Source organism: Nocardioides szechwanensis (genome assembly GCF_900103935.1).
Classification (GTDB): Bacteria; Actinomycetota; Actinomycetes; order Propionibacteriales; family Nocardioidaceae; genus Nocardioides; species Nocardioides szechwanensis.
The window spans coordinates 862667-887643 of the sequence record NZ_FNIC01000001.1; the positions used below are offsets into that span (position 1 = coordinate 862667).

Below are 24977 nucleotides of genomic sequence, written 5' to 3' on the forward strand. Positions count from 1 at the left end.
TGCGGGTCAGTTCAGGAGCCGCATGTCCTCAGGGACGCCGCCGCCGGCGTGGACGGACTCGACCAACTTGGCGAGCGCGGTGAGGGCGACGTTCTGGGACATCGGGCCGTACGAGACGCGGGCGACGCCGAGCTCCTCGAGACGCGCCAGGGAGGGGATCCCGGGGATGCCGATCAGCGTGAGCCGCTGCGGGCCGAGGGCGTCGACGAGCGCCACCACCTGCTCCTCGTTGAGCCGGCCCGGCACGAAGACGACCGGGGCGCCGGCGTCCAGGAACGCCTTGCCGCGCTCGATCGCGTCGGCAAGTACCTCGGCCTGGTCGCGCTCGCGCCCCTTCACGAAGGCGTCGGTGCGCGCGTTGAGGACGAAGTCGGGCACGCCCTCGGCAGCCGCGGCCTTCATGACCGCTTCGACCTGGGCGGCGGCCTCGGCGAGCGGCTTCATCTGGTCCTCGAGGTTGGCGCCGACGACGCCGACCCCGATCGCCTTGCGGATGGTCTCGGGTGCGTCGCCGTAGCCACCTTCGAGGTCGGCGGAGACCGGGAGCGACGTCGCGGCGACGATCTGGGCGACCTCGGCGATCATCTCGTCGACGGGGATGTTCTCGCCGTCCTCGTAGCCGCGAGCGGCGGCGATGGAGTGGCTGGCGGTGGCGAGGGCGGTGGTGCCCTCGAGGTCGCTGACGACCTTGGCCGTGATCACGTCCCAGACGTTGACGACGGTGAGGAGGGCGGGGTCCTGGTGGAGGCGGAGGAGCTCGGAGGCTCGCTGCTGGTTGTCGGTCACGTCGACCATCGTGCCCCAGGCCCGGTCACCGGCCCGGTCACCAGCCCGGTCAGGCGACGCTGCGGATCCTCGTGACCAGCAGCGACCCGATCACGGTCGTGGCCGCGGCGAGGCCGTAGAGGGTGGCGTAGCCGAGGTCCAGACCGAGTACGACGGCAGCGATGCCGGGCGCGACCACCTGGGGGAGCGCGTTGGCGATGTTGATGACGCCCAGGTCCTTCGCCCGGTCGCCGGCGTTGGGCAGCACCTGGCTGATCATGGCGAAGTCCACCGAGCTGTAGATGCCGAACCCGACGCCCAGGACCACCGCCCCGATCCAGGCGCCGGTCATCGTGGGCACCAACGCGAGGACCACCAGCGCGGCGGCGATCACGAAGCCGGAGGCGATGACGAACGGCTTGCGTCGTCCGACGTGGTCGGACCAGATGCCGCCGCCGACGGCGGTGAGCACGGTGATGACGCCGTACGCCGCCGTGAGCAGGAAGACCCGCGACTCGGCCTGGTCCTTCGTCAGGCCGACGGCGTCGTCGAGGTAGTAGAGCAGGTAGAGCACGACGATCGCGTTGCCGAGGTTGACCAGGAACCGGGTCAGCCAGGCCCAGGCGAAGTCGGGATGCAGCCGGGGCGAGACCCAGAAGGAGCGGACGAAGCGACCCGCCTCGAACGGCGGCCGCTCCTCGCGGGTCAGAGCGATGTCGCGGCTGCCGAGGCAGTACGGGATCGCGGTGACCAGCAGCAGACCGGCCGTGGTGAGGTAGCCCGCCGCGATGCTGCCCGTGGCGGCGGCGATGCCGGAGCCGGCGATCACGCCGACGGTCTGGGCGAGGGCCAGCCAGCCGCCGACGGTGCCGCGCTCGTGCACGGGCACCTGGTCGGGCACGGTGGCGGTCAGGGCGGCCAGCATGGCGTTGAGCGAGGCCTGCGCGAGGCACCAGCCGACCAGCATCTCGGCCACGCTGTCGGCCGGGGCGAGGATCAGCATCGAGCCGGCCCCGGTCACGGCTCCGCCGATCACCCACGGCACCCGGCGCCCGATCCGCAGGATGGTGCGGTCCGAGAAGGCGCCCCACAGCGGGTTGAAGACCAGGCTCACCGCTGCGCCGGCACCGGTCACCAGCGCGAGGATCGACTCCTTGTCGGACTCGTTGATCGCCTCGGCCTGCTGGGCGAGCAGCACCTGGATCGGCCCGAAGAACCCCGCCCAGACACCGATGCTGGCCAGCGAGATCCAGACCACCCAGAGCCGGGGCACGGTGGCGGTCGGCTCTGCGAGAGCGGACCTCGGCGGCGAGGTCATCGGCGGGATGATCGGCTGGGACATCGCGAGCATCGTAGGAGCCCGGGCACGCGGCCGGGCCGGAACACGCGAGTTGCTCCGGCCCCCCTACGCCACGGTCAGCGGTGCTCGAGCGTCGAGCGCCCCGCCTCCAGCCGCGCCACCGGCACCCGGAACGGCGAGCAGGAGACGTAGTCGAGGCCGAGCTCGTCGAAGAAGTGGATCGACGCCGGGTCACCGCCGTGCTCGCCACACACCCCGAGGTGGATGTCGGGCCGGGCCTCGCGGCCGAGCCTGACCGCCGTACGCATCAGGGCGCCGACGCCCTCGACGTCGATCGTCTCGAACGGCGAGGCGGGGAAGATCCGGTCCTCCAGGTACGTCGGGAAGAACTCCGCCTCGACGTCGTCGCGTGAGAACCCCCAGGTCATCTGGGTCAGGTCGTTGGTGCCGAAGGAGAAGAACTCCGCCGACTCCGCGATCCGGTCCGCGGTCACCGCGGCGCGGGGGAGCTCGATCATCGTGCCGATCTTGTGGGGTACGGCGACCCCGCGCTCCTTCTGCACGTCAGAGGCGACGTCGACGAGCGCCTCGCGCACCCAGCTGAGCTCCCGGTCGCTGGCGACCAGCGGGACCATGATCTCGGGGCACGGGTTGCCGCCCTCCTCGATCAGGTCCGCCGCGGCCTCGATGATCGCGCGGGCCTGCATCTGGAACAGCCCGGGGATCGCGATCCCGAGCCGGACGCCACGCAGCCCCATCATCGGGTTCTGCTCGTGCAGCCGGCGCACGGCCTCGAGCAGCCGGTGGTGGCGCTCGACCTCGGGCCCGCGCTCGTCCTCGAGGGCGACCTCCACGGAGAGGTCGGTGAGGTCGGGGAGGAACTCGTGGAGCGGCGGGTCGATCAGCCGGATGGTCACCGGCAGCCCGTCCATGGCGCGCAGGATCTCGACGAAGTCCTGCCGCTGCAGCGGGAAGAGCTCGGCGAGCGCCGCCTCACGGCCGGCCTCGTCCTCGGCCAGGATGAGGTGCTCGACGAGGATCCGCCGGTCGCCGAGGAACATGTGCTCGGTGCGGCACAGGCCGATGCCCTGGGCGCCGAACTGACGGGCGCGAGCCGCGTCGTCGGGGGTGTCGGCGTTGGCCCGGACCGCCAGGCGCCGTACGGCGTCGGCGTGCTCGAGCAGCCGCGCGACCGCGGGCACGAGGTCGTTGTCCGTCTCCTCGCCCTCGAGGTGGCGGACCACCTGGGAGGCCGCCACGGGCACCGCGCCCAGGAACACCTGACCCGTCGTACCGTCGAGAGAGATCACGTCACCCTCGGCGACCGTGACGCCGTCGCGGACCGTCATGCTCCGGGCTGCGGTGTCGACCAGGATCGCCTCGGCACCGCAGACGCAGGTGCGGCCCATGCCGCGGGCGACGACGGCGGCGTGCGAGGTCTTCCCGCCGCGGCTGGTGAGAATGCCGGTGGCGGCGACCATGCCACGCAGGTCGTCGGGGTTGGTCTCCTTGCGCACCAGGATCACGGACTCGCCGCGCTCGGCCCACTCCACGGCGGTCGCGGAGTCGAAGACCACGCGCCCCACAGCAGCACCGGGGGAGGCGTTCATGCCCGTGGCGATCAGCTGCCGCTCGGCCTCGGGGTCGAAGCTGGGGAACAGCAGCTGGGCCAGCTGGGCCCCGTTGACCCGGCCGAGCGCCTCGTCGGCGTCGATGAGCCCCTCGTCGAGCATGCTGCTGGCGATCCGGAAGGCGGCCTCAGCGGTCCGTTTGCCCACGCGGGTCTGGAGCATCCAGAGCTTGCCGCGCTCGATGGTGAACTCGATGTCGCACAGGTCGCGGTAGTGGCGCTCCAACGACCGCATGTTGCCCAGCAGCTCGTCGTACGACGTCCGGTCGAGGTCGGCGAGGTCGGCCAGCGAGATCGTGTTGCGGATGCCGGCGACGACGTCCTCGCCCTGGGCGTTCTGGAGGTAGTCGCCGTAGACGCCCTGGCGTCCGGTCCCGGGGTCACGGGTGAAGCAGACACCGGAGCCCGACGTCATGCCCTGGTTGCCGAAGACCATGACCTGGACGTTGACCGCCGTACCGAGGTCCTCCGGGATGCCCTCCTGACGGCGGTAGACCGAGGCCCGGTCGGTGTTCCACGACTGGAACACGGCGAGGACGGAGAGGCGCAGCTGCTCGGTGGGGTCCTGCGGGAAGTCGCGTCCGGTGTGCTCACGGATCAGGCCCTGGAACGTCGTCACGAGCTCACGCAGGTCGTTCGGCACGAGACCGAGGTCGTCGGTCGTCCCGCGGCGCTCCTTCAGCGCGTCGAGCGCGTCGGAGAAGATGTCGTGCTCGAGCCCGAGCACGGTCGAGCCGAACATCTGGAGCAGCCGGCGGTAGGAGTCGTAGGCGAACCGCTCGTCGCCGCTCTGCTTGGCCAGGCCGAGCACCGAGGTGTCGTTGAGCCCGATGTTGAGGACGGTCTCCATCATCCCGGGCATCGAGAACTTCGCGCCGGAGCGCACCGACACGAGCAGCGGGTCCTCGGCGTCACCGAGGCGCCGTCCCATCACCCGCTCGAGCTCGGCCAGGTGTGCGTCGATCTCCGAGGCCATCTCGACCGGCTCGTCACCCTCGGCCAGGTAGGCCCGACACGCCTCTGTCGTGATTGTGAAGCCGGGAGGGACCGGGAGCCCCAGGTTGGTCATCTCGGCCAGGTTCGCGCCCTTGCCCCCGAGTAGGTCCTTGAGGTCCTTGTTGCCCTGGGAAAACGCGTAGACGTAGGTGCTCACAGTGGGTTCCTTGTCCTTGCTCTCGGTGTGCGGCCGCCCCTGGACGGTCGTCATGACATGACTTCGGGCTGCGTGACCACCACGACCGAGCACTTCGCGTGCTCGACGACCTCGGGTGCCACCGAGCCGTAGACGAACTCGTTGAGCAGCGGTTTGGGTTGGTGTCCGAGGACGAGGAGGTCAGCGTGCTCGGAGGCCCGGAGCAGCCGGGCGTCGACGAACCCGCGGGTCAGCTGGAGGTGGACGGGGACGTCGGGATACCTCTCCTCGAGATGCCGTACGGCGTCGCGCAGCCGGGCTCGTTCGTCGTCGAGGCCGGGCTCGTCGTCGGGCACGTCGACCGCACCCTGCGAGATCTTGGCCATGTCCCAGAAGCAGTGCAGCGCGGTGAGCGGCATCTCGCGGGCGTCGGCGATCTCGAACGCGATCTCCAGGGCGCGGCGGTCGGTGCCGTCGTTGGAGACGGCGACCAGGACTCCACCCGGGGTCCGGGTCTCGTCGAGGTGGCGGGTCACCACGACCGGCGCGGGGGAGTGCTTGGCCAGCGCCAGGCTGACCGAGCCGAGGAGCAGGCTGCGGACCGGACCGAGGCCACGCGATCCCACGACGACGAGGTGGGCCTCGCGCGCCAGCTCCAGGAGCGCGTCGCGGGGGTCGGTGAGGCGGATCGCCTGGTGTACCTCGAGGCCGGGGTGCGCGGCGACCGCCTTCTCCTGGGCGCGGTCCAGCAGGGCGCGGGACTCGTCACGCAGCTGCTGAACGACCTGGTGGTGGTTGACGCCGACCGACATCAGCCAGGCGCTCGACGTGGGCGACGGTGGTGGCGCCGCGTGTGCGACGACCAGCGCCCGGGCTTCCCGGAAGGCTTCCTCGGCCGCCCAGGTGAGGGCCTGGTCCGACGACGGCGACCCGTCGACCCCCACGACGACGGCTCCTGGAGGTACGTGCATGGATTCCATCAGATCTCCTCAGTTGTGGGATCTCCGCTTGTCTCCAGACTGCTGTCGGGGGCTCCGGGCGGTCAGTGTCGTTGGTCCCCGCGGAGGCAGGGAGTTGGTCCCTCAGCCGGTCGGCGCCCCCTGGAGGCGGCGACCGCTGACGTCGACCGGCTCGACCTTGACGTACGCCGTCCGGTCGCCTGCGGGCCACACCTCGAGCACGTGCAGCGACTCCGGGACGTCGTCGTCCTCGATCACCTGGGCCACGCCGTGCACGACGACGCTCCAGCCCGACCTCGTCGGGATGTCCACCTGGTCGACCTCGATGGCCACCCGTTGGCCGCGACACTCACGCACGAGCGCGGATCCGAGGGTGGTGCGGAACCACAGTGCCCCGCTGACCAGCGCCAGGTTGACCGGGACGACGCTGGGGCCTTCGGGGCGGCACCAGGCGACCCGCCCCACCTGGACTCCGGCGAGCAGGGCCCAGCAGTCGTAGGGCCTCAGCTCAGCGAGTCGTCCGCCGCCTCGAGTGCTGTCCATGGTGGCGCTCCTTGTCGTCGGGTGTGCCCATGGTCACCCCACCCGGGAGGCGGGGCCAGGGGCCCGGGGGCCGCTCGGGACGGGACCTTGGTCCCGCTGCTCGTGTCCGGTCTGGAGGCGGCGTGACAGCTTCACCAGACCGTCGACGCCCACCAGCACCGCGCCGGCCCCCAGGGCCATGGCCCAGCCGAGCGTCGAGGGCCACGCGCCGCCGAGGACGTCGGCCACGGGCGGGAACCCGACGAACACCGCCAGGAGCAGCGCCTCCGCGGCCACCGCGCCCAGGAGCAGCCGGTTGGAGGCCAGTGCCAGGCGCCACACCGGGCGGCTGGTGCTGCGGCACGCGAACGAGTTGGCGATCTGGCAGCAGGCGATGGTCGCGAACGCCGTGCCGGAGGCCAGGGCCAGCAGACCGGCCGGCGGCGTCTCACCCCATGCCCAACCTCCGCGGACGAGGATCACGGCGAAGGCGCCCAGCGACAGCATCGCCTCGGTGACCCCCAGGACGAGGAACGCCCGCACCAGCACCCCACGGTCGACCAGGCTCCGGCGACGGGTCCCCTTCATGATCCCCTCGCGGGCCGGCTCGCTGCCGAGGGCGAGCGCGGGCAGCATGTCGGTGCCGATGTCGAGAGCCAGGACCTGAAGGACGCCGATCGCGAGCGGGAAGCTCCCTCCGGTGAGCGCCCACAGCGCGAACGGCGCGAGCTCGGCGACGTTGTCGGTCAGGTGGAAGGTGAGCGACCGTCGTACGTTCATGAAGGTCGCGCGCCCCAGCTGCACGGCCGCGACGATGGTCGCGAAATGGTCGTCGAGCAGCACCAGGTCAGCGGCCTCACGGGCCACGTCGCTGCCCGAGGCTCCCATCGCCACCCCGACGTCGGCCTCGCGCAGCGCCGGGGCGTCGTTGACCCCGTCACCGGTCATGGCCACCACGTGCCCACGCTCACGCAGGACCCGCGCGATCCGGAACTTCGCCGCGGGGGTCGCCCGGGCCACCACCGCACCTCCCGGGTGGTCGAGCGCCTCGGCGAGCTCGGCGTCGTCCTCCGGCAGTGCCGACCCGTCCAGGACGACGCCCTCCGGGTCGAGCAGCCCCACCTGCTCGGCGATCGCCTGTCCGGTGCGGGGGTGGTCACCGGTGATCATCGCGACGCGGATGCCGGCCCGTCGGCAGCTGGTGACCGCCGCGTGGACGTCGGGGCGGGGCGGGTCCTGCAGGGCCAGGAGGCCCAGGAACGCCAGGTCGTGCTCCATCGCCGGGTCGAGGGGGCCGTCCCAGTCGCGGCCGGCGACGGCGACTACGCGGAAGCCCTGGCCGGTCAGGTCGTCGAGGCGCCGGCCCAGGTCGGCGGGTGTGGCCAGGCACCGCGCCAGCACGGCCTCCGGCGCCCCGAGCACGCTGACCCGGCCGTCGACGAGGTGCGAGCTGAGCATCCGGTCGGGGGAGTAGGGCAGGCGCTCGCCGTCGGCTGGGTCCACGACGCCGGCCCTGAGGGCGAGCGCGTGGATGGCCGCCTCCATCGGATCGCCCTCCGCCACCCAGCCTGTCTCGTGGCGGACCGTCCGCCCCGTCACGCACGAGAGCGCCGCGGCGGCCGCGGCAGGGACGGCGCGTACGGCGTCCGGCGTGCCGTCCAACGTGCCTTCGGGCTCGTAGCCGCTGCCGCTGACCGTCACCCGGCCGGCCGGGGTGTCGACGGCGACGACGTTCATGCGGTTCTGGGTCAGGGTGCCGGTCTTGTCCGTGCAGATGTAGGTCGTGGCGCCCAGGGTCTCAACGGCGTCGAGGCGCCGGACCAGCGCGTGCCGGGCCGCCATCAGCTGCGCGCCGCGGGCCAGGGAGAGGGTGACCGTCGGCAGCAGACCCTCGGGCACCAGAGCCACGGTGACGCCCACGCCGAACAGGAACGCCTCGGTGAGGCCGAGCCCCAGCAGGACGGAACCCACCCCCAGGGCCACGCCGGTGCCCGCGGCGACGAAGGCCACGACCCGGACGACGGCGTTCAGCTGGACGGTCAGCGGGCTCGGCGGACGGATGGCGGTCTCGGAGAGGTGCGCGATCGCGGCGAGGGCCGTGCCGGACCCGACGGCCGACACGGTCGCGGCGCCGTCGCCCTCGAGGACGAAGGTGCCGGACATGACCTGCTCGTCCGGGCCGTGCCGCACCGCGGCGCTCTCGCCGGTCAGCATCGACTCGTCCAGGCTCAGCCCGCTGCTCGCGACCACGGTCATGTCGGCGCCGACCCGGTCGCCCGCCTCGAGCAGGACGTGGTCGCCGACCACCAGGTCCGCGACCTCGACCGTCGTCAGGCGGCCGTCGCGCACGACCCGGGCGCGGACCGGGAGGAGGGCACGCAGCTGCTGCGCCGAGCGGTCGGCGCGGAACTCCTGCCAGAAGGCGAAGCCACCGTTGAGCAGGATGATCACGACGATCGCCACGCTGATCGCCGGCATCCCGGCGACCAGCGCCAGCGCCGCCGCCACCCACAGCAGTACGGCGAGGAGGTGGGTGAGCTGGGCAGCGAGCATCCGCAGCGGGTGCGGGCGCGGCGGCTCCGGCATCACGTTGGCGCCGTACCGGTCCCGCGACTGGTCCACCTGCGTGCTCGTCAACCCCGACGCCATCGCGGCTCCCGCCTGCTCGCCTCCCAGTCTCGTCCCGGTGGGGTGCCTGCCTCCTGAGGCGAAGGTCGAGCAGTGCCGGGTCCAAGGTCCCTGTTGCTGGATGGTGTGCAGGGCTTGACTGGCCCCATGGCGTGGATGGAGATCGACGGACATCACCTGCTCGTGCGGTTCAGCCCCGCGGAGCACGTACTCGGCCTGGTGCGCGACCTCGTGGTGCCCCTGTCGTCGGTGGAGTCCGTGGACCTGGTGGGTTCCTGGAGAGAGGTCCGCGGCCTCCGGGTCGGCCTCGACCTGCCCCGGGTGCGCAAGCTCGGCACCTGGTACTCCCGCGGCCACCGGCAGCTGGTCTCGCTGCGGCGCGGGGTACCCGCGCTGAAGGTGTCGCTGCGCGGTGAGAGGTACGACGAGGTGCTGGTCAGCGTGCCCGAGACGGATCTCCTGCACGCCTGCCTGTCGTACCGCCCGTGAGGCGCGCGCGCCGTCGGCCTCAGGGGCGGGTTCCGGACACGACGAGCATCTCGCAGGGTCCGACGAAGCCGTCGGCCCCCTCGAACTGGGTCAGCGCCTCCTCGATCTCGCGCCAGGCCGCCGACCGCTCCGCGTCGGTGACACCGGAGAGCATCTGGTGGAGGGCGCCGAAGGACTCGCGCTCGAAGCGCACGCACTGCGCGGCGTTGGGCAGCCGGATGGGTGACGGGACGGTGGTCACGGTGACGTCGACGAGGCCGGCGGCTTCGTACGCTCTCTCGGCGACCCCCGGCGCACCCAGGCTGAAGGGGCCCGGCAGCCCGGGAGCGGGTGCCGGCAGGCCGGCGACCCGGCGGATGATGCCGACCGGGACCGCGAAGAAGCCGTTGCGGTCCGGCGTGCTGTAGACGACCGCGGAGAGCCGGCCGCCGGGGCGGAGCGTGCGGCAGATCTCGGTCAGGGCACGGTGCTGGTCCGGGAAGTAGATGAGGCCCACCCGGGAGATGGCGGAGTCCTGGCTGCCGTCGGCAACGGCGGACAGGTCCTCCCCGTCGGCCTCGACGGTCTCGACGTTGGCCAGCCCGGCCCGGGCTGCCTCGGCGGCGGCGTACTCCAGGATAGCGGGGGAGATGTCGGTGGCGAGGACCCGACCGGTCGGGCCGACGCGACGGGCCGCAGCGAGGGTCTGGCCGCCGGCGCCGGCGGCGACGTCGAGGACCCGCGACCCGGCGCCGAGGTGGGCATCGTCCAGCATCTGCTCGGTCGCCGCCCCGAGCCAGTCCTCGATGACAGGTCCCCACTCGTGCCAGGCGGGGGCCGCGGACTCCCACTGGGCGCGGGTCGTGGACTTGAAGGCGGAGGGGTCGAAGGTGGTGGTCATGGTGGCTCCTCGGGGAGGTGGACGGACTCCTTCGATGCTCGTCGCGAGACCGGTCGTCGCCTAGGGCGAGAACTGGACCTGGGTGGGACAGTTTCTGGACTCCCACGTCGGGCGGGACCACACTCGGGAGATGAAGGACTACGCCCAGTACTGCCCGGTCGCGCTGGCGAGCTCGGTGATCGCCGAGCGGTGGACGCCGCTGATCGTGCGTGAGCTGGTCCTGGGCGGTCGGCGGTTCAACGAGATCGACCGCGGGCTGCCGGGGATCTCCCGGTCGTTGCTCAAGCAGCGCCTGGACCACCTCGAGCGCAAGGGGGTCGTGACCCGGGTCGAGCTGTCGCACGGGCGTGGCCACGAGTACCAACTGACACCGGCCGGCCGCGACCTCGAGGGTGTGATCATGGCGGTCGGCGAGTGGGCCGTGAAGTGGATGTTCAGCGAGCCGGAGCCGCGGGAGGTCGACCCGGTGACGCTCACCTGGTGGATGTCGCGCCGGATCGTGCTCGACGCCGTACCGGAGCACCGCACGGTGGTCGAGTTCGACTACGGCGGCGACGACCCCACTCGGATCTGGATGGTGATGGAGCGGCGAGAGACCTCCGTCTGCACCGACCCGCCGGGCTTCGAGGTCGACGTGGTGGTCTCCACCGAGCCGGTGGAGCTGATGCGGGTCTTCTCGGGGATCACGACCTACCGCGACGCTCTCGCCAGCGGCACGATCGCCGTCGCCGGGCCCTCGAGCCTCACCCGCGCTCTGCCGCACTGGTTCGCCTGGAGCCCGTTCGCGCCCGCCGTGCGGGACCGGCTCGCCGCCGGCCGGCCTGAGCCGAAATGAAGAAAAGGCCCCGTGGAGCCGGAGCCTTCTCAGTGTCCGAGAGGGGACTTGAACCCCTACGCCCTAATACGGGCACTAGCACCTCAAGCTAGCGCGTCTACCAATTCCGCCACCCGGACGAGTGCGGTGGAACAGTAGCAAAGAGAGGGGCTCCGGCTCGCATCGGGGAGGGCCCGGCCGGGTGCTTTGATGGTGGCATGAGCACCGAGACGGACGCCGTGTCCTACGACCCCGCGAGCGAGGTCGTCGACCTGTGCCGCGAGCTGATCCGGATCGACACCACCAACTACGGCGACCAGGAGGGTCCGGGGGAGCGGAAGGCGGCGGAGTACGTCGCCACGCTGCTCGACGAGGTGGGCATCGAGTCGCGGCTCTACGAGTCGACACCGGGCCGGACGTCGCTGGTCGCGCACTGGGGCGGACCCGCCGACGGGAGCGTCCCCGACCGCGGCGCCCTGCTGCTCCACGCGCACCTGGACGTCGTACCGGCGGCGGCGGAGGACTGGCAGGTCCACCCCTTCTCCGGGGAGGTCCAGGACGGCTACGTCTGGGGCCGCGGGGCGGTCGACATGAAGGACTTCGACGCGATGCTGCTCTCCGTCGTGCGCGCCCGCGCCCGGGCCGGCGCCGTGCCCGAGCGACCCGTCGTCCTGGCGTTCACCGCCGACGAGGAGGCCGGCGGCCACCACGGTGCGGAGCAGCTGGTCCAGCAGCACGCCGAGGAGTTCGAGGGCTGCACCGAGGCGGTCGGCGAAGTCGGCGGCTTCAGCACGACCATCCGGGGGCGCCGGCTCTACCTGATCGAGGCGGCCGAGAAGGGCATGGCCTGGATGCGGCTCACCGCCCGCGGCCGGGCCGGCCACGGCTCCATGATCAACTCCGACAACGCGGTCACCGAGCTCGCGGCCGCCGTCGCGCGGATCGGCGCCCACCAGTGGCCGGTGCGGCTCACCCCGACCATGCAGACCCTGCTCGCGGCCGTCGCCGAGCTGGTCGGCACCGAGGCCACGCCGGACAACGCGGAGAGCCTGATCGAGGAGTTCGGGAGCGCGGCCCGGATGCTCGGCGCCGTCATCCGCAACACCACCAACCCGACCATGCTCGGGGCCGGCTACAAGGTCAACGTGATCCCGACGGAGGCCACCGCGCACGTGGATGGGCGGTTCCTGCCGGGCTACGAGGACGAGTTCTTCGCGACCCTGGCCGAGCTGTGCGGCGAGAACGTCACGGTCGACTACGTGTCGAAGCAGCCGCCCTGGGAGATGCCGTACGACGGCGCGCTGGTCGACACCATGACCCGCTCGCTGCTCGCGGAGGACCCCGGCGCCGTCGTGGCGCCGTACACGATGAGCGGCGGCACCGACGCCAAGCACTTCACCAAGCTCGGGATGCGGTCCTACGGCTTCGCGCCGCTGCGGCTCCCGGCGGAGCTCGACTTCACCGCGCTGTTCCACGGGGTCGACGAGCGGGTGCCGGTCGACGCCCTGGAGTTCGGGGCGCGCGTGTTCGACAGGTTCCTTGGCGAGGCCTGAGGCCGGCTCTGCCCCTCACTGCGGGCCGGGGGAACTGCGGTTTGGTCACAAACCGCAGCCCCGGGGGCCGATATTTCTGCGGTTTGTGACCAAACCGCAGAGCCGGACATAGTTCAAGCGGTGCGGACGGCGCGGATGATCTTGCGCCGCAGGATCACGCGACGGGTGCCGTCGGCGGTCATGCGCACCCGGTCGAGCTCCCAGCCGCCGTGCTCGGCGCGCTCGACGAGCAGCCTGGTCACGACGTTGCGGGGGAACTCTCGAGGGAACGTCACCCGGTCGAACTCCCACTCCACCCCACGCCCCGGGGCACGACGGTCGTGCCGGCTCACGCCGGCTCCGACACGTCGTCGAGGGCGGCGATGATCTCGGTCGGGAGCTCCTTGTCCTCGAGGTCGAGCGCTCCACGGAGCTGAGCGGCGGTGCGGGCGCCGACGATGGGCGAGGTCACGCCCGGGCGGTCGCGGACCCAGACCAGCGAGACCTCGAGCGGGGTCCAGCCGAGGCCCTCGGCGGCCCGTGCGACCGCCTCGACGATGCGGCCGCTGCGGTCGTCGAGGTAGGCGCCCACGAAGCCGGAGAAGACGGGAGACGCGCCGCGGGAGTCGGACGGCGTGCCGGTGCGGTACTTGCCGGTGAGGACGCCGCGGCCCAGCGGCGACCAGGGGAGGACCCCGAGACCAAGAGCGTGGGCGGCCGGGAGGACCTCGCGCTCCACGCCGCGGTTGAGCAGGGAGTACTCCACCTGGGTCGACGCCAGCGTCGCCCGTCCGGGCACCGCGCGCTGCCAGGTGGCGGCCTGCGCGGTCTGCCACCCGGTGTAGTTGGAGATCCCGACGTACGACGTCCGCCCCGACGCGACCGCGTGGTCGAGAGCCGTCAGGGTCTCCTCGAGCGGCGTCTCGTCGGACCAGATGTGGACCTGCCACAGGTCGACGTGGTCCACGCCGAGCCGCTTGAGCGAGGCGTCGAGCGCGGTCAGCAGGTTGCCCCGGGACGTGTTGGTGACCCGCTCGCCGGAGCGCCGGGAGATGCCGGCCTTGGTGGCGAGGACGATCTCGTCGCGGGCAACGACATCGCCGATCAGGGTGCCGATCAGGGACTCTGAGTCGCCGTCGGTGTAGCCCGCCGCGGTGTCGACCAGGGTGCCCCCGGCCTCCGCGAACGCGATCAGCTGGTCGCGGGCCTCGTGCTCGTCGGTGTCGCGGCCCCACGTCATGGTGCCCAGGCCGAGGCGCGAGACCTTGAGGCCGGTGTGGCCCAGTGACCGCTGTTGCATGGCGACAAAACTAGTGGGCACACCCTGGGGGCGGCGTGGCGGCTCGCCCGGCACGCCCTAGGCTTCCTGCTCGTGTGGGACTACCTCCAGGCCGTCGTGCTCGGCCTCCTCCAGGGCCTGACGGAGTTCCTGCCGATCTCCAGCAGCGCTCACCTACGGATCTTCCCCGAGCTCTTCGGGTGGGGTGACCCGGGCGCCGCGTTCACCGCGGTGATCCAGATCGGCACCGAGCTCGCCGTCCTCATCTATTTCCGTGAGGACATCTGGCGGATCGGGTCTGCCTGGGTGAAGTCGCTGTTCCGCCCGGAGTACCGCGGTCACCTCGACGCCCGCATGGGGTGGTTCATCATCATCGGCTCGCTGCCGATCGTGGTGCTCGGGATCCTGCTGAAGGACGTCATCGAGCGCGACTTCCGCAACCTGTGGATCATCGGTACGACGCTGATCGTGCTCGGCATCGTCCTCGGCATCGCCGACCGCGTGGGCCGCACGGACAAGAAGATCAAGGAGATCTCGCTGCGCGACGCCGTACTCATGGGGGCGGCGCAGGCCATGGCCCTGATCCCGGGCGTCTCCCGCTCCGGCGCGACCCTGTCGATGGGCCGCTTCCTCGGCTACGACCGCGAGGCCGCCACCCGCTACGCCTTCCTCCTCGCGATCCCCGCGGTCGTCGGCGCCGGGCTCTTCGAGCTCCCCGAGATCTCGGGCGGCGACAACGACTACGGCTGGGGCCCCACCATCGTGGCGACCGTGGTGTCGTTCGCGGTCGGGTACGCCGCCATCGCCTGGCTGCTGCGCTACGTCAGCACCCGCTCCTACACGCCGTTCGTGCTCTACCGCGTCGCCCTCGGCGCCGCCACGCTCATCCTGGTCGCCACCGGCGTCCTCAACGCCTAGGCGCGGCTCCGGGGACCTGCGGTTTGGTCACAAACCGCAGGAAAACGGCCGCCAGAGCTGCGGTTTGTGACCAAACCGCGCGTTCACAGCCAGCCGGACTTCTTGAAGAACACCCACAGCGCCGCCGAGGTCATCACCATCAGCAGCAACGCGAACGGGTAGCCGAGCATCCAGTGCAGCTCGGGCATGTGGTCGAAGTTCATGCCGTAGACGCCCGCGATCAGGGTCGGCGCCGCCACCAGGCCGACTCCGGCGGAGATCTTGCGCATGTCGTCGTTCTGCTGCACCGAGATCCGCGCCAGGTGGGCGTCGAAGGCGGTCGACAGCAACCCGTCGAGGCTGTCGACGATCTCGGAGGCACGGGTGAGGTGGTCGGCCACGTCGCGGAAGAACGGCGCCGCCGCCTCGTCGATCCCGGGCACGAGGCCGGAGGCGAAGCGTCGCATCGGGTCGCGCAGGGGGTGTACGGCGCGGCGTACCTCCGCGATCTCGCGCTTGAGCGTGTAGATCCGCACCGAGTCGTTGGTGCGGGCGGGGGAGAAGACGGACTCCTCGACCTCGTCCACGTCCGCCTCAAGCTCGGCGACCACCTCGGAGTAGGCGTCCACGACGGAGTCACAGACGGCGTAGACGACGGCCGACGGACCGTGGGTCAGGACCTTGGACCGCTGCTCGAGGTACTTGCGGGCGGAGTGCAGCGCCCCGCCCTCCCCGTGCCGGACGGTGATCACGAAGTCGCTGCCGACGAACATGCTGATCTCGCCGGTCTCGACCGCGTCCTCCGCCTCGACGTACCAGAGCGTCTTGAGGATCAGGAAGATGTTGTCGTCGTACCGTTCGAGCTTCGGGCGCTGGTGGGCCTTCACGGCGTCCTCGACCGCCAGGTGGTGCAGCCCGAAGGCCTCGGCCACCCGCTCCAGCTCCGCCTGGCCGGGTTGGTGCAGCCCGACCCACACGAAGTCGCCGGGCGCCTTGGCCTGCGCGCGCAGGGTCGCGTAGTCCTGGGGCCGGCAGTCGACGGCGACCCTCTCGCCGTTGCGGTAGACGGCGCTGTCGACGATCACGGGCTCACGGTAGCCCCACTACAGTCCCCGACATGGCAACTGTGATCCTCGTGCGACACGGCCGCACGAGCGCCAACGCGAGCGGCACCCTCGCCGGGCGTACGCCGGGCGTGAGGCTCGACGACACCGGCACCGACCAGGCACGGCGTACGGCGGAGCGGCTCGCCGCCGTGCCGCTGGCCGCGGTCGTGACCAGCCCGCTCGAGCGCTGCCGCCAGACCGCGAAGATCATCACGTCCGCGCACCCGGCCGCCCCGAGGACGGTGACCGAGCGTGGCATCACTGAGTGCGACTACGGCGAGTGGCAGGGACGCCTGCTCAAGGACCTGGCCAAGGAGAAGCTGTGGGGCGTCGTGCAGACGCAGCCCTCGGCCGCCGCGTTCCCCGGTGGCGAGTCGCTCCAGGCCATGCAGGCCCGCTCGGTGGAGGCCGTACGGCGCCACGACGCCGCACTCGAGGCGGAGCACGGTCCCGGCGCGGTCTGGGTGGCGGTGAGCCACGGCGACATCATCAAGTCGGTCCTGGCGGATGCGCTGGGCATGCACCTCGACCTGTTCCAGCGGCTGTTCGTCGACCCGGCGTCGGTGTCGATCGTGCGCTACACGGGCACCCGTCCCTACGTGCTGGCCTCCAACACCCACGCCGGTGACCTCTCCTGGCTGGCGGCGCCACCGGCCAAGCGGGCCCGCCGCCGCAAGAGCGTCGAGGACGCCCCCGTCGGTGGCGGCGCCGGGCCTTCGGCTCGGTCATAGGGTGGGCGACATGCCTCCGATCACCCACGGTTTCGACCCGCCCGAGCGCTTCGTCGCGGGCACCGTCGGGCCCCCGGGGTCGCGCACGTTCTTCCTGCAGGCCCGGTCCGGGGTCCGGGTCGTCAGCGTGTCCCTGGAGAAGCAGCAGGTCGCCGCCCTCGCCGAGCGGGTCGACGAGCTCCTCGACGAGGTCATGTCCAGCGAGACCGCCTCGGGCGTGATCCCGGCCGTGGCGCCGCTCGGGCTCGAGGACGCGAACCCGCTCGAGCAGCCGATCGAGGAGGAGTTCCGGGCGGGCACGATGACCCTCTCCTGGGACCCCGACGACCAGCGGATCGTGATCGAGGTGTTCCCCTTCACCGAGGCCGCGGTCGTCACCCCAGACCAGGTCGACCAGGACTTCGAGGAGCCCGAGCCGGAGGAGGTCTTCCTGGTCCGGATCGACGCCGGCCACGCGCGGGCCTTCGTGAAGCGAGCCGCGCAGGTGCTCGACGCGGGGCGCCCGAGCTGCCCGTTCTGTGGCAACCCGATCGACCCCGACGGCCACCTCTGCGTGCGCGCCAACGGCTTCCGTCGCCGGGACCCGATCGGCCCATGAGCCAGCCCGACCCCCAGCCCGAGGCTGCACCCGTGCTGGACGGTGACCTGGTGCTGCACGGGCGGATCATGCCCGCCTCCAACGCCACGTTCCTCGGCGAGATCGGCGAGGTCACGGTCGTCTACAAGCCGATCGCGGGGGAGCGGCCCCTGTGGGACTTCCCCGACGGCCACCTGGCCGGCCGTGAGGTCGCGGCGTACCTCGTCTCCCAGGTCACCGGCTGGGACGTCGTGCCACACACCTGGCTGCGGGACGGGCCGCACGGGCCCGGCATGTGCCAGCTGTGGCAGGAGCCCGACGAGGAGCAGGAGGCGGTCACGCTGGTCGAGGAGGGCGAGGTACCCGCAGGGTGGCGCCACGTCTTCGACGGTCTCGACGGCCGCGACGTCGCGGTCTCGCTGATCCACGAGGACACCGCCGCCTTGCGCCGCATGGCTGTGTTCGACGTGGTCGTCAACAACGCCGACCGCAAGGGCGGCCACGTGCTGGCGATGCCCGACGGGCACCGGTACGGCGTGGACCACGGGATCGCGTTCCACCACGAGCACAAGCTCCGGACCGTGCTGTGGGGCTGGCAGGGCGAGCCGTTGCGAGACGACGAGGCGGACGTCGTACGCCGGATCCGAGCCGCGCTGGCGGGCGGTCTCGGGGCGTTGCTGGCCGAGCACCTCACCGACCTGGAGATCGACGCGCTCGACGTGCGCTGCCGCCGGCTGCTCGACGCAGGGCGGCTGCCGCGCTCGAGCGGCGACTGGCCCGCGATCCCGTGGCCGCCCTTCTGAGGAGCGGTGGTTAGGCTGCGGACATGCGAGCCTGGAGTGTCCCAGAGATCCCGAGCCTGCCCGTCGTGGGGCCGCCCGTAGCGCTCCACGACACGTCAACGGGTGCCACGGTCACGACCTCGCCCGAGGGCGCCGCCCGCCTCTACGTCTGCGGGATCACGCCGTACGACGCGACCCACCTGGGCCACGCCGCGACGTACGTCGCCTTCGACCTGCTCAACCGGGCCTGGCGCAGTGCCGGGTACGACGTGACGTTCGTCGAGAACGTCACCGACGTCGACGACCCGCTCCTGGAGCGCGCGACCAAGGTCAACGTCGACTGGGTCGAGCTCGCCGAGCGCGAGACCGAGCTGTTCCGCCACGACATGACCGCGCTGCGCGTCATCCCGCCCGACCACTACGTCGGCGCCGTCGAGTCGATCCCGCTGGCCGTCGAGCTGATCCAGCGTCTCGAGGCCGCCGGTGCGACGTACCGCGTCGAGAGCGACGTCTACTACTCCGTGAGCGCCGACCCGGCGTTCGGTGCGGTGTCCGGCTACGACCGCGACACGATGCTCCGGCTCTTCGCCGAGCGGGGCGGCGACCCCGAGCGCCCCGGCAAGCGCGACCCGCTCGACTGCGTGCTGTGGCGCGGCGAGCGTGAGGGTGAGCCGAGCTGGGAGAGCCCCTTCGGTCCCGGGCGTCCCGGCTGGCACGTCGAGTGCACGGCGATCGCGCAGCGCTACCTCGGCGGCGCGTTCGACGTCCAGGGCGGCGGCTCCGACCTGGTCTTCCCGCACCACGAGATGTGTGCGGGACACGCGCAGGTGGCGGCGCCCGTCCCCTTCGCGCAGGTGTACTCCCACGCCGGCATGGTGGCCTACGACGGCGAGAAGATGTCGAAGTCGCTGGGCAACCTCGTCTTCGTCTCCGCGCTGCGCAACAGCGACGTCGACCCGATGGGCATCCGGCTGGCGCTGCTGCGCCACCACTACCGCTCCGACTGGGAGTGGACCGACGCCGAGCTCTGGGACGCCGTCGACACCGTCGCCACCTGGCGCAAGGCGATCTCCCTCGGCGCCGGTGCCCCTGCCACCCCCGTGGTCGAGGAGGTGCTGGCCGCCCTCGCCGACGATCTCGACGCACCGCGCGCCACCGCCGCCGTCGACGCCTGGGTCGCCGCCACGCTCGGCACCGACGGCCTCGCCGACACCAGTGACCCCGACGCCGCCGTACTCATGCTCGGGGTCCTCGACGCCGCCCTCGGTCTGTCGCTCTGACGCCTGCGCGTCCGACGTGCGGTTTGGTCACAAACCGCAGCTCCGGGGCGCCAGAACCTGCGGTTTGTGACCAAACCGCAGACCCGCGGGCCCGCGACCGTCAGGCCGGACCCTGCTGGCCCTGGCCCTCTTCGTCGCCACGCCGCTTGAGGTAGCGCTCGAACTCCCGGGCGATGGCCTCACCGGACGCTTCCGGCAAGTCGGCGGTGTCGCGGGTCTCCTCGAGGCTGCGCACGTAGTCGGCGATGTCCTCGTCCTCCTCGGCGAGCTCGTCGACGCCGCGCTCCCAGGCGCGGGCGTCCTCGGGCAGGTCGCCGAGGGGGATGCTTACCTCGAGCAGGTCCTCGAGCTGGCCCAGCAGCGCCAGCGTCGCCTTGGGGCACGGGGGCTGCGCGACGTAGTGGGGGACCGCGGCCCAGTAGGACACGGCGGGTACGTCGAGCTTCACGCAGGCGTCCTGGAACACGCCGACGATGCCGGTCGGTCCCTCGTACGTCGACTGCTCCAGCTTGAGCCGGTCGACCAGCTCCGGCTCGGTCGCGGTGCCGGTCACGGGGATCGGCCGGGTGTGGGGGGTGTCGGCGAGGAGCGCGCCGAGGGTGACCACCAGCTCGCCGCCGAGCTCGTCGACGGCTGCCAGCAGCTCGGCACAGAACTGCCGCCACCGCATGCTCGGCTCGATGCCGCGGATCAGGATGATGTCGCGGTCCAGGTCCGGCGGGGAGGCGATCGCGATCTGGGTGCTCGGCCAGGTCAGGCGCCGGTAGCCGTGCTCGTCGGTGCCGACGATCGGGCGGTTGACCTGGAAGTCGTAGAAGTCCTCGGGATCGATGGCCCCCACGACCCGCGCGTTCCACACCTTCATCAGGTGGTCGACCACACCCGAGGCGGCGTCGGCGGCGTCGTTCCAGCCCTCGAAGGCCGCGATGACCAGCGGATCGACCAGCTCCGGCGCGTCCTCGATCTCGATCACGTGGGAAGCCTAGTCGGGGCGACACAGGCCCGCCGGGGAGCCGCCAAGGATTTCGTGGGGCCATTCGCGCGGTGTCACCATTCGGGAAACCCGTCCACTTCGTGGACGTGCTTCCTACGCTGGAAGACCGGCCCGCTCTCTCGGCGGACCGGGCGACCCTGAGAGGAGTCCCGTGTCCAGATCGTCCGACCTGCGACCCGACGCCACCGATGCCCTGACTGCGACCCTGCAGGAGCGGATCATGGTGATCGACGGAGCCATGGGTACGGCGATCCAGCGGGACCGACCCGACGAGGCGGGCTACCGCGGCGAGCGTTTCGCCGACTGGCCCTCCGACCTCCAGGGCAACAACGACCTGCTCACGCTCACCCAGCCCGAGATCATCGCCGACATCCATCGCGAGTACCTCGAGGCCGGCGCCGACATCGTCGAGACCAACACGTTCAACGCCAACGCGATCTCCCTGGGCGACTACGGCATGCAGGAGCTCGCCTACGAGCTCAACTACGAGTCCGCCCGGCTCGCGCGCCGCGAGGTCGACGCGATGAACGAGCGCACCCCCGACCGTCGGCGCTACGTCGCCGGCGCGTTCGGCCCGACCACGCGCACGGCCTCGATCTCGCCCGACGTCAACGACCCGGCCGCGCGCAACGTGAGCTACGACCAGCTGGTCGCCGCCTACATGGAGGCCGGCCGCGGGCTCCTCGAGGGCGGCTCGGACCTGCTGTTCATCGAGACCATCTTCGATACGCTCAACGCCAAGGCTGCGATCTTCGCCGTCGAGACCCTCTTCGAGGAGTACGGCCGCCGCTGGCCGGTCATCGTCTCCGGGACGATCACCGACGCCTCCGGCCGCACCCTCTCCGGTCAGGTCACCGAGGCGTTCTGGGACTCCATCCGCCACGCGCGCCCACTGGCAGTGGGCCTCAACTGCGCCCTTGGTGCCAAGGAGATGCGCCCCTACATCGCCGAGATGGCGCGTCTCGCGGACAGCTTCGTGTCGTGCTACCCCAACGCCGGCCTGCCCAACGCGTTCGGTGAGTACGACGAGGCGCCCGAGGAGACCGCGGCGATCATCGAGGAGTTCGCGGCCAGCGGGTTCGTCAACCTGGTCGGCGGCTGCTGCGGTACCACGCCCGCCCACATCGCCGCGATCGCGCAGGCCGTCGAGGGCAAGCCGCGCCGCGAGCCGGTCGCCGTTCCCCCGGCCATGCGGCTCGCGGGCCTCGAGCCGTTCACGGTCACCGAGGACAGCCTGTTCGTCAACGTCGGCGAGCGCACCAACATCACCGGCTCGGCGAAGTTCCGCAACCTGATCAAGGACGGCAAGTACGACGACGCCCTGGCCGTCGCGCTCCAGCAGGTCGAGAACGGCGCGCAGGTCATCGACGTCAACATGGACGAGGGCATGATCGACGGCGTCGCCGCGATGGACCGCTTCCTCAAGCTGGTCGCCTCCGAACCCGACATCAGCCGGGTGCCGGTCATGGTCGACTCCTCCAAGTGGGAGGTGATCGAGGCCGGGCTCAAGTGCGTCCAGGGCAAGCCGATCGTCAACTCGATCTCCATGAAGGAGGGAGAGGACGCCTTCCGCGCGCAGGCCCGCCTGTGCAAGAAGTACGGCGCCGCTGCGGTCGTCATGGCCTTCGACGAGGACGGCCAGGCCGACAACCTCGAGCGCCGCAAGGCGATCTGCGAGCGCGCCTACCGGATCCTGGTCGACGAGGTGGACTTCCCGCCCGAGGACATCATCTTCGACCCCAACGTGTTCGCGGTCGCCACCGGCATCGAGGAGCACGCGTCGTACGGCCAGGACTTCATCGAGGCCACCCGCTGGATCAAGCACAACCTCCCGGGCGCCAAGGTCTCCGGCGGCATCTCCAACGTGTCGTTCTCCTTCCGCGGCAACAACCCCGTGCGCGAGGCGATCCACGCGGTCTTCCTCTTCCACGCCATCGAGGCCGGACTCGACATGGGCATCGTCAACGCCGGCGCCCTCGTGGTCTACGACCAGGTCGAGCCCGAGCTGCGCGAGCGGATCGAGGACGTCATCCTCAACCGCCGTCCCGACGCCGCCGAGCGGCTGCTGGAGATCGCCGAGGCCCACAACCTCGCCGGCGAGAAGGTCGAGGAGACGCTCGAGGAGTGGCGTTCGCTGCCGGTCGGGGAGCGGATCACGCACGCCCTGGTCAAGGGCATCGACGCCTACGCCGAGTCCGACACCGAGGAGCTGCGCGCCGAGATCGCGGAGCGCGGAGGCCGCCCGATCGAGGTCATCGAGGGACCGCTGATGGACGGCATGAACGTCGTCGGCGACCTGTTCGGGGCCGGCAAGATGTTCCTGCCCCAGGTCGTGAAGTCGGCCCGCGTGATGAAGAAGGCCGTCGCCTACCTGATCCCGTTCATCGAGCAGGAAAAGCTCGACAACCCCGAGTACGCCACCGCCAAGGACACCAACGGCACGATCGTGATGGCGACCGTCAAGGGCGACGTCCACGACATCGGCAAGAACATCGTCGGCGTCGTGCTGCAGTGCAACAACTTCGAGGTCATCGACCTCGGGGTGATGGTGCCCGCCCAGAAGATCCTCGACACCGCCCGCGAGGTCGGCGCCGACGCGATCGGCCTGTCCGGCCTGATCACGCCGTCCCTCGACGAGATGGTCAACGTGGCTGCGGAGATGCAGCGCCAGGACTTCACGATCCCGCTGATGATCGGTGGCGCCACCACCTCGCGCGCCCACACCGCGGTCAAGGTCGACGGCAAGTACGACGGCCCGGTGGTGTGGGTGAAGGACGCCTCGCGCTCGGTCCCGACGCTGGCGGCCCTGCTCAGCGACGCACAGCGCCCCAAGCTGATGGCCGACGTCAAGGAGGACTACGACGCCCTGCGCCGGCGGCACGCCACCAAGCACGACCGGCCGATGGTCTCCCTGGAGAAGGCGCGCGCCAACCGGACGCCTGTCGAGTGGGACGGCTACCAGCCGCCGGCACCGCAGCAGCCCGGCATCCAGGTGCTCGAGGGCTACGACCTCGCCGAGCTGCGCGACTACATCGACTGGCAGCCGTTCTTCAACGCCTGGGAGATGAAGGGCAAGTTCCCCGACATCCTCAACAACCCGGCGACGGGGGAGACCGCACGAGCGCTCTACGACGACGCCCAGAAGATGCTCGACCGCGTCATCGACGAGAAGTGGCTGACCGCCAACGCAGTTTTCGGGCTCTTCCCGGCCAACGCCGCGGGCGACGACATCGAGGTCTACACCGACGACTCGCGCTCCGAGGTGCTCACACGGCTCCACAACCTGCGCCAGCAGGGCGACCATCGCGACGGGGTCCCCAACCGGTCCCTCGGCGACTTCGTGGCGCCCGCGGAGACCGGTCTGCCCGACCATGTCGGCGCGTTCGCGGTCACGGCCGGCCTCGGCATCACCGACCGCATCCAGGCGTTCAAGGCCGAGCAGGACGACTACTCGGCGATCCTGCTCGAGTCGCTCGCCGACCGGCTTGCCGAGGCGTTCGCCGAGCGGCTCCACGAGCGGGTGCGCAAGGAATTCTGGGGCCACGCCCCCGACGAGAGCCTCGACAACGAGTCGCTGATCTCGGAGAAGTACGAAGGCATCCGTCCCGCCCCCGGCTACCCCGCCTGTCCCGAGCACACCGAGAAGGTGACGCTCTGGGAGCTGCTCGACGTCAAGGCCAACACCGGCATCGAGCTCACCGAGGGCATGGCCATGTGGCCCGGCGCCGCGGTGTCGGGCTGGTACTTCTCGCACCCGCAGTCGCAGTACTTCGTGGTCGGCCGGCTCGGCCGCGACCAGGTGGCCGACTACGCCGAGCGCAAGGGCTGGACGGTCGCTCAGGCCGAACGCTGGCTCTCGTCCAACCTGGGCTACGACCCTGAAGACTGAGGCGGTGCCGCCAGCGGCCGTCCTCTGGGACATGGACGGCACGCTGGTCGACACCGAGCCCTACTGGATCGAGGTCGAGTACGAGCTCGCGGACGAGTACGGCGGCAGCTGGAGCCGTGAGCACGCCCTCCAGTTGGTGGGCAACGACCTGCTCTCCTCGGGCGTCTACATCCGTGAGCACATGGGCATCGACCTGCCGCCCGAGGAGATCGTCGAGCGGCTGCTCGACGGCGTGGTGGCCCGGGTCGAGCGCGAGGTGCCGTGGTGTCCGGGTGCCCGCGAGCTGCTGGTCGCGCTCCGCGAGGCGGAGGTGCCCCTGGCACTCGTGACGATGTCCTACGCCCGCTTCGTCGCCCCGATCCTCCATCACCTGCCCCCCAAGACCTTCTCGGTGATCGTGACCGGTGACCAGGTGACCAACGGCAAGCCCCATCCCGAGCCCTACCTGACCGCCGCCGCGGCGCTGGGAGTCGAGCCCCAGGAGTGCGTGGCCATCGAGGACTCCAACACCGGGACCATCTCGGCCGAGTCGGCCGGGTGCCGGGTGCTCGTCGTACCGAACCACGTCACCGTCGAGCCCGTCCCCGGGCGTCACTTCCGCGACTCCCTGGTCGGGCTGACCGTCGGCGACCTGGCATACTTGCCGTTCGCCAAGTAGTCCGGGGCGAGACCGCCCGGGGCCGAGCCAGAGGTAGTAGTACCACCGGACAATGGCGTGTCACCCCGCCTCGGTAAAGACTTAGGTCACTCCGGAGGGCGGCCACCCTCCGTTGGTATCTGAAGGAGCAAGT

General features: G+C 71.2%; 21 protein-coding genes and 1 tRNA gene. 10 read left to right on the plus strand and 12 right to left on the minus strand.

What is annotated here, in order from left to right; translation table 11 throughout:
• Nucleotides 1-6: 6 nt before the first annotated feature.
• From BLR90_RS04190 to BLR90_RS04215, 6 genes are all read right to left on the minus strand, one after another.
• Nucleotides 7-786, minus strand: a complete 780-nt coding sequence (locus BLR90_RS04190; protein WP_218029279.1) for an isocitrate lyase/PEP mutase family protein — start codon at nucleotides 784-786, stop codon at nucleotides 7-9.
• Nucleotides 787-835: 49 nt separating this feature from the next.
• Nucleotides 836-2107 carry an MFS transporter gene (locus BLR90_RS04195; protein WP_245715147.1) on the minus strand — a complete coding sequence of 424 codons (1272 nt, stop codon included), beginning with the start codon at nucleotides 2105-2107 and terminating at the stop codon, nucleotides 836-838.
• A gap of 74 nt (nucleotides 2108-2181) precedes the next feature.
• Entirely contained in the window at nucleotides 2182-4902 is a 2721-nt protein-coding gene (gene ppdK / locus BLR90_RS04200) for a pyruvate, phosphate dikinase (RefSeq protein ID WP_174812344.1), read from the minus strand.
• On the minus strand, nucleotides 4899-5807 hold the full coding sequence (locus tag BLR90_RS04205; RefSeq protein ID WP_091022752.1) for a universal stress protein: 909 nt from the start codon (nucleotides 5805-5807) through the stop codon (nucleotides 4899-4901). The genes ppdK and BLR90_RS04205 overlap by 4 nt, the downstream gene beginning before the upstream one ends.
• 102 nt (nucleotides 5808-5909) lie before the next feature.
• Nucleotides 5910-6329, minus strand: a complete 420-nt coding sequence (locus BLR90_RS04210) for a pyridoxamine 5'-phosphate oxidase family protein (protein WP_091022754.1) — start codon at nucleotides 6327-6329, stop codon at nucleotides 5910-5912.
• A 33-nt stretch (nucleotides 6330-6362) separates the two neighbouring features.
• On the minus strand, nucleotides 6363-9110 hold the full coding sequence (locus BLR90_RS04215; RefSeq protein WP_342706556.1) for a cation-translocating P-type ATPase: 2748 nt from the start codon (nucleotides 9108-9110) through the stop codon (nucleotides 6363-6365).
• Between BLR90_RS04215 and BLR90_RS04220 the strand changes: the two genes are divergently transcribed.
• Nucleotides 9084-9425 (plus strand): hypothetical protein, encoded by a 342-nt coding sequence (locus tag BLR90_RS04220; protein ID WP_091022758.1) that lies wholly within the window; start codon nucleotides 9084-9086, stop codon nucleotides 9423-9425. The genes BLR90_RS04215 and BLR90_RS04220 overlap by 27 nt on opposite strands.
• Nucleotides 9426-9444: 19 nt before the next feature.
• Here BLR90_RS04220 and BLR90_RS04225 read toward each other — a convergent pair whose 3' ends face one another.
• A complete protein-coding gene (locus BLR90_RS04225; RefSeq protein ID WP_091022760.1) occupies nucleotides 9445-10305 on the minus strand; it encodes a class I SAM-dependent methyltransferase in 861 nt (286 codons plus the stop codon).
• 130 nt (nucleotides 10306-10435) lie between these two features.
• Between BLR90_RS04225 and BLR90_RS04230 the strand changes: the two genes are divergently transcribed.
• Nucleotides 10436-11140, plus strand: coding sequence for a winged helix-turn-helix transcriptional regulator (locus BLR90_RS04230; RefSeq protein ID WP_091022761.1), 705 nt, complete (start codon nucleotides 10436-10438; stop codon nucleotides 11138-11140).
• Nucleotides 11141-11173: 33 nt separating this feature from the next.
• On the opposite strand, the gene BLR90_RS04235 is transcribed toward BLR90_RS04230, so the two are convergent.
• A tRNA-Leu gene (locus BLR90_RS04235) sits at nucleotides 11174-11259 on the minus strand.
• A 78-nt stretch (nucleotides 11260-11337) separates the two neighbouring features.
• On the opposite strand from BLR90_RS04235, the gene BLR90_RS04240 reads away from it, so the two are divergent.
• Complete coding sequence (locus tag BLR90_RS04240; protein WP_091022763.1) at nucleotides 11338-12672, plus strand: M20/M25/M40 family metallo-hydrolase; 1335 nt, start codon at nucleotides 11338-11340, stop codon at nucleotides 12670-12672.
• Between the two features lie 113 nt (nucleotides 12673-12785).
• Here BLR90_RS04240 and BLR90_RS04245 read toward each other — a convergent pair whose 3' ends face one another.
• Entirely contained in the window at nucleotides 12786-13004 is a 219-nt protein-coding gene (locus tag BLR90_RS04245) for a DUF5703 family protein (RefSeq protein ID WP_245715148.1), read from the minus strand.
• On the minus strand, nucleotides 13001-13951 hold the full coding sequence (locus BLR90_RS04250; RefSeq protein ID WP_091022767.1) for an aldo/keto reductase: 951 nt from the start codon (nucleotides 13949-13951) through the stop codon (nucleotides 13001-13003). The genes BLR90_RS04245 and BLR90_RS04250 overlap by 4 nt, the downstream gene beginning before the upstream one ends.
• A gap of 72 nt (nucleotides 13952-14023) precedes the next feature.
• Between BLR90_RS04250 and BLR90_RS04255 the strand changes: the two genes are divergently transcribed.
• Nucleotides 14024-14848 carry an undecaprenyl-diphosphate phosphatase gene (locus tag BLR90_RS04255; RefSeq protein WP_091022768.1) on the plus strand — a complete coding sequence of 275 codons (825 nt, stop codon included), beginning with the start codon at nucleotides 14024-14026 and terminating at the stop codon, nucleotides 14846-14848.
• A gap of 83 nt (nucleotides 14849-14931) precedes the next feature.
• On the opposite strand, the gene corA is transcribed toward BLR90_RS04255, so the two are convergent.
• Nucleotides 14932-15912: a magnesium/cobalt transporter CorA gene (gene corA / locus BLR90_RS04260; RefSeq protein WP_091022770.1), complete on the minus strand. Its 981-nt coding sequence runs from the start codon at nucleotides 15910-15912 to the stop codon at nucleotides 14932-14934.
• Between the two features lie 32 nt (nucleotides 15913-15944).
• Between corA and BLR90_RS04265 the strand changes: the two genes are divergently transcribed.
• From BLR90_RS04265 to mshC, 4 genes are read left to right on the plus strand one after another with little or no spacing between them, the layout of a single operon-like run.
• Entirely contained in the window at nucleotides 15945-16664 is a 720-nt protein-coding gene (locus BLR90_RS04265; protein WP_091022772.1) for a histidine phosphatase family protein, read from the plus strand.
• Nucleotides 16665-16674: 10 nt separating this feature from the next.
• Nucleotides 16675-17262 carry a DUF3090 domain-containing protein gene (locus tag BLR90_RS04270; RefSeq protein ID WP_091023265.1) on the plus strand — a complete coding sequence of 196 codons (588 nt, stop codon included), beginning with the start codon at nucleotides 16675-16677 and terminating at the stop codon, nucleotides 17260-17262.
• Nucleotides 17259-18044, plus strand: a complete 786-nt coding sequence (locus BLR90_RS04275) for an SCO1664 family protein (RefSeq protein ID WP_091022774.1) — start codon at nucleotides 17259-17261, stop codon at nucleotides 18042-18044. Before BLR90_RS04270 ends, BLR90_RS04275 begins: the two co-directional genes overlap by 4 nt.
• A gap of 23 nt (nucleotides 18045-18067) precedes the next feature.
• The gene (mshC, locus tag BLR90_RS04280) at nucleotides 18068-19303 is read left to right on the plus strand and encodes a cysteine--1-D-myo-inosityl 2-amino-2-deoxy-alpha-D-glucopyranoside ligase (protein WP_091022776.1); all 1236 of its coding nucleotides are present in this window, start codon (nucleotides 18068-18070) and stop codon (nucleotides 19301-19303) included.
• 100 nt (nucleotides 19304-19403) lie between these two features.
• On the opposite strand, the gene BLR90_RS04285 is transcribed toward mshC, so the two are convergent.
• On the minus strand, nucleotides 19404-20276 hold the full coding sequence (locus tag BLR90_RS04285) for a PAC2 family protein (RefSeq protein ID WP_091022778.1): 873 nt from the start codon (nucleotides 20274-20276) through the stop codon (nucleotides 19404-19406).
• 241 nt (nucleotides 20277-20517) lie between these two features.
• On the opposite strand from BLR90_RS04285, the gene metH reads away from it, so the two are divergent.
• Together metH and BLR90_RS04295 are read left to right on the plus strand one after the other, a co-directional pair.
• A complete protein-coding gene (gene metH / locus BLR90_RS04290; protein ID WP_091023267.1) occupies nucleotides 20518-24186 on the plus strand; it encodes a methionine synthase in 3669 nt (1222 codons plus the stop codon).
• Between the two features lie 4 nt (nucleotides 24187-24190).
• On the plus strand, nucleotides 24191-24844 hold the full coding sequence (locus BLR90_RS04295) for an HAD family hydrolase (protein ID WP_245715149.1): 654 nt from the start codon (nucleotides 24191-24193) through the stop codon (nucleotides 24842-24844).
• Nucleotides 24845-24977 lie beyond the last annotated feature (133 nt).

What these genes read in the sequence shown, in the direction of transcription:
- BLR90_RS04195 (WP_245715147.1), bottom strand. Translation starts at nt 2,107, where the DNA reads ATGTCCCAGCCGATCATCCCGCCGATGACCTCGCCGCCGAGGTCCGCT.
- ppdK (WP_174812344.1), bottom strand. Translation starts at nt 4,902, where the DNA reads ATGACGACCGTCCAGGGGCGGCCGCACACCGAGAGCAAGGACAAGGAA.
- mshC (WP_091022776.1), top strand. Translation starts at nt 18,068, where the DNA reads ATGCGAGCCTGGAGTGTCCCAGAGATCCCGAGCCTGCCCGTCGTGGGG.
- BLR90_RS04230 (WP_091022761.1), top strand. Translation starts at nt 10,436, where the DNA reads ATGAAGGACTACGCCCAGTACTGCCCGGTCGCGCTGGCGAGCTCGGTG.
- BLR90_RS04225 (WP_091022760.1), bottom strand. Translation starts at nt 10,305, where the DNA reads ATGACCACCACCTTCGACCCCTCCGCCTTCAAGTCCACGACCCGCGCC.
- BLR90_RS04220 (WP_091022758.1), top strand. Translation starts at nt 9,084, where the DNA reads ATGGCGTGGATGGAGATCGACGGACATCACCTGCTCGTGCGGTTCAGC.
- BLR90_RS04205 (WP_091022752.1), bottom strand. Translation starts at nt 5,807, where the DNA reads ATGGAATCCATGCACGTACCTCCAGGAGCCGTCGTCGTGGGGGTCGAC.
- BLR90_RS04240 (WP_091022763.1), top strand. Translation starts at nt 11,338, where the DNA reads ATGAGCACCGAGACGGACGCCGTGTCCTACGACCCCGCGAGCGAGGTC.
- BLR90_RS04275 (WP_091022774.1), top strand. Translation starts at nt 17,259, where the DNA reads ATGAGCCAGCCCGACCCCCAGCCCGAGGCTGCACCCGTGCTGGACGGT.
- BLR90_RS04270 (WP_091023265.1), top strand. Translation starts at nt 16,675, where the DNA reads ATGCCTCCGATCACCCACGGTTTCGACCCGCCCGAGCGCTTCGTCGCG.
- metH (WP_091023267.1), top strand. Translation starts at nt 20,518, where the DNA reads ATGGTGATCGACGGAGCCATGGGTACGGCGATCCAGCGGGACCGACCC.
- BLR90_RS04250 (WP_091022767.1), bottom strand. Translation starts at nt 13,951, where the DNA reads ATGCAACAGCGGTCACTGGGCCACACCGGCCTCAAGGTCTCGCGCCTC.
- BLR90_RS04265 (WP_091022772.1), top strand. Translation starts at nt 15,945, where the DNA reads ATGGCAACTGTGATCCTCGTGCGACACGGCCGCACGAGCGCCAACGCG.
- BLR90_RS04210 (WP_091022754.1), bottom strand. Translation starts at nt 6,329, where the DNA reads ATGGACAGCACTCGAGGCGGCGGACGACTCGCTGAGCTGAGGCCCTAC.
- BLR90_RS04215 (WP_342706556.1), bottom strand. Translation starts at nt 9,110, where the DNA reads ATGTCCGTCGATCTCCATCCACGCCATGGGGCCAGTCAAGCCCTGCAC.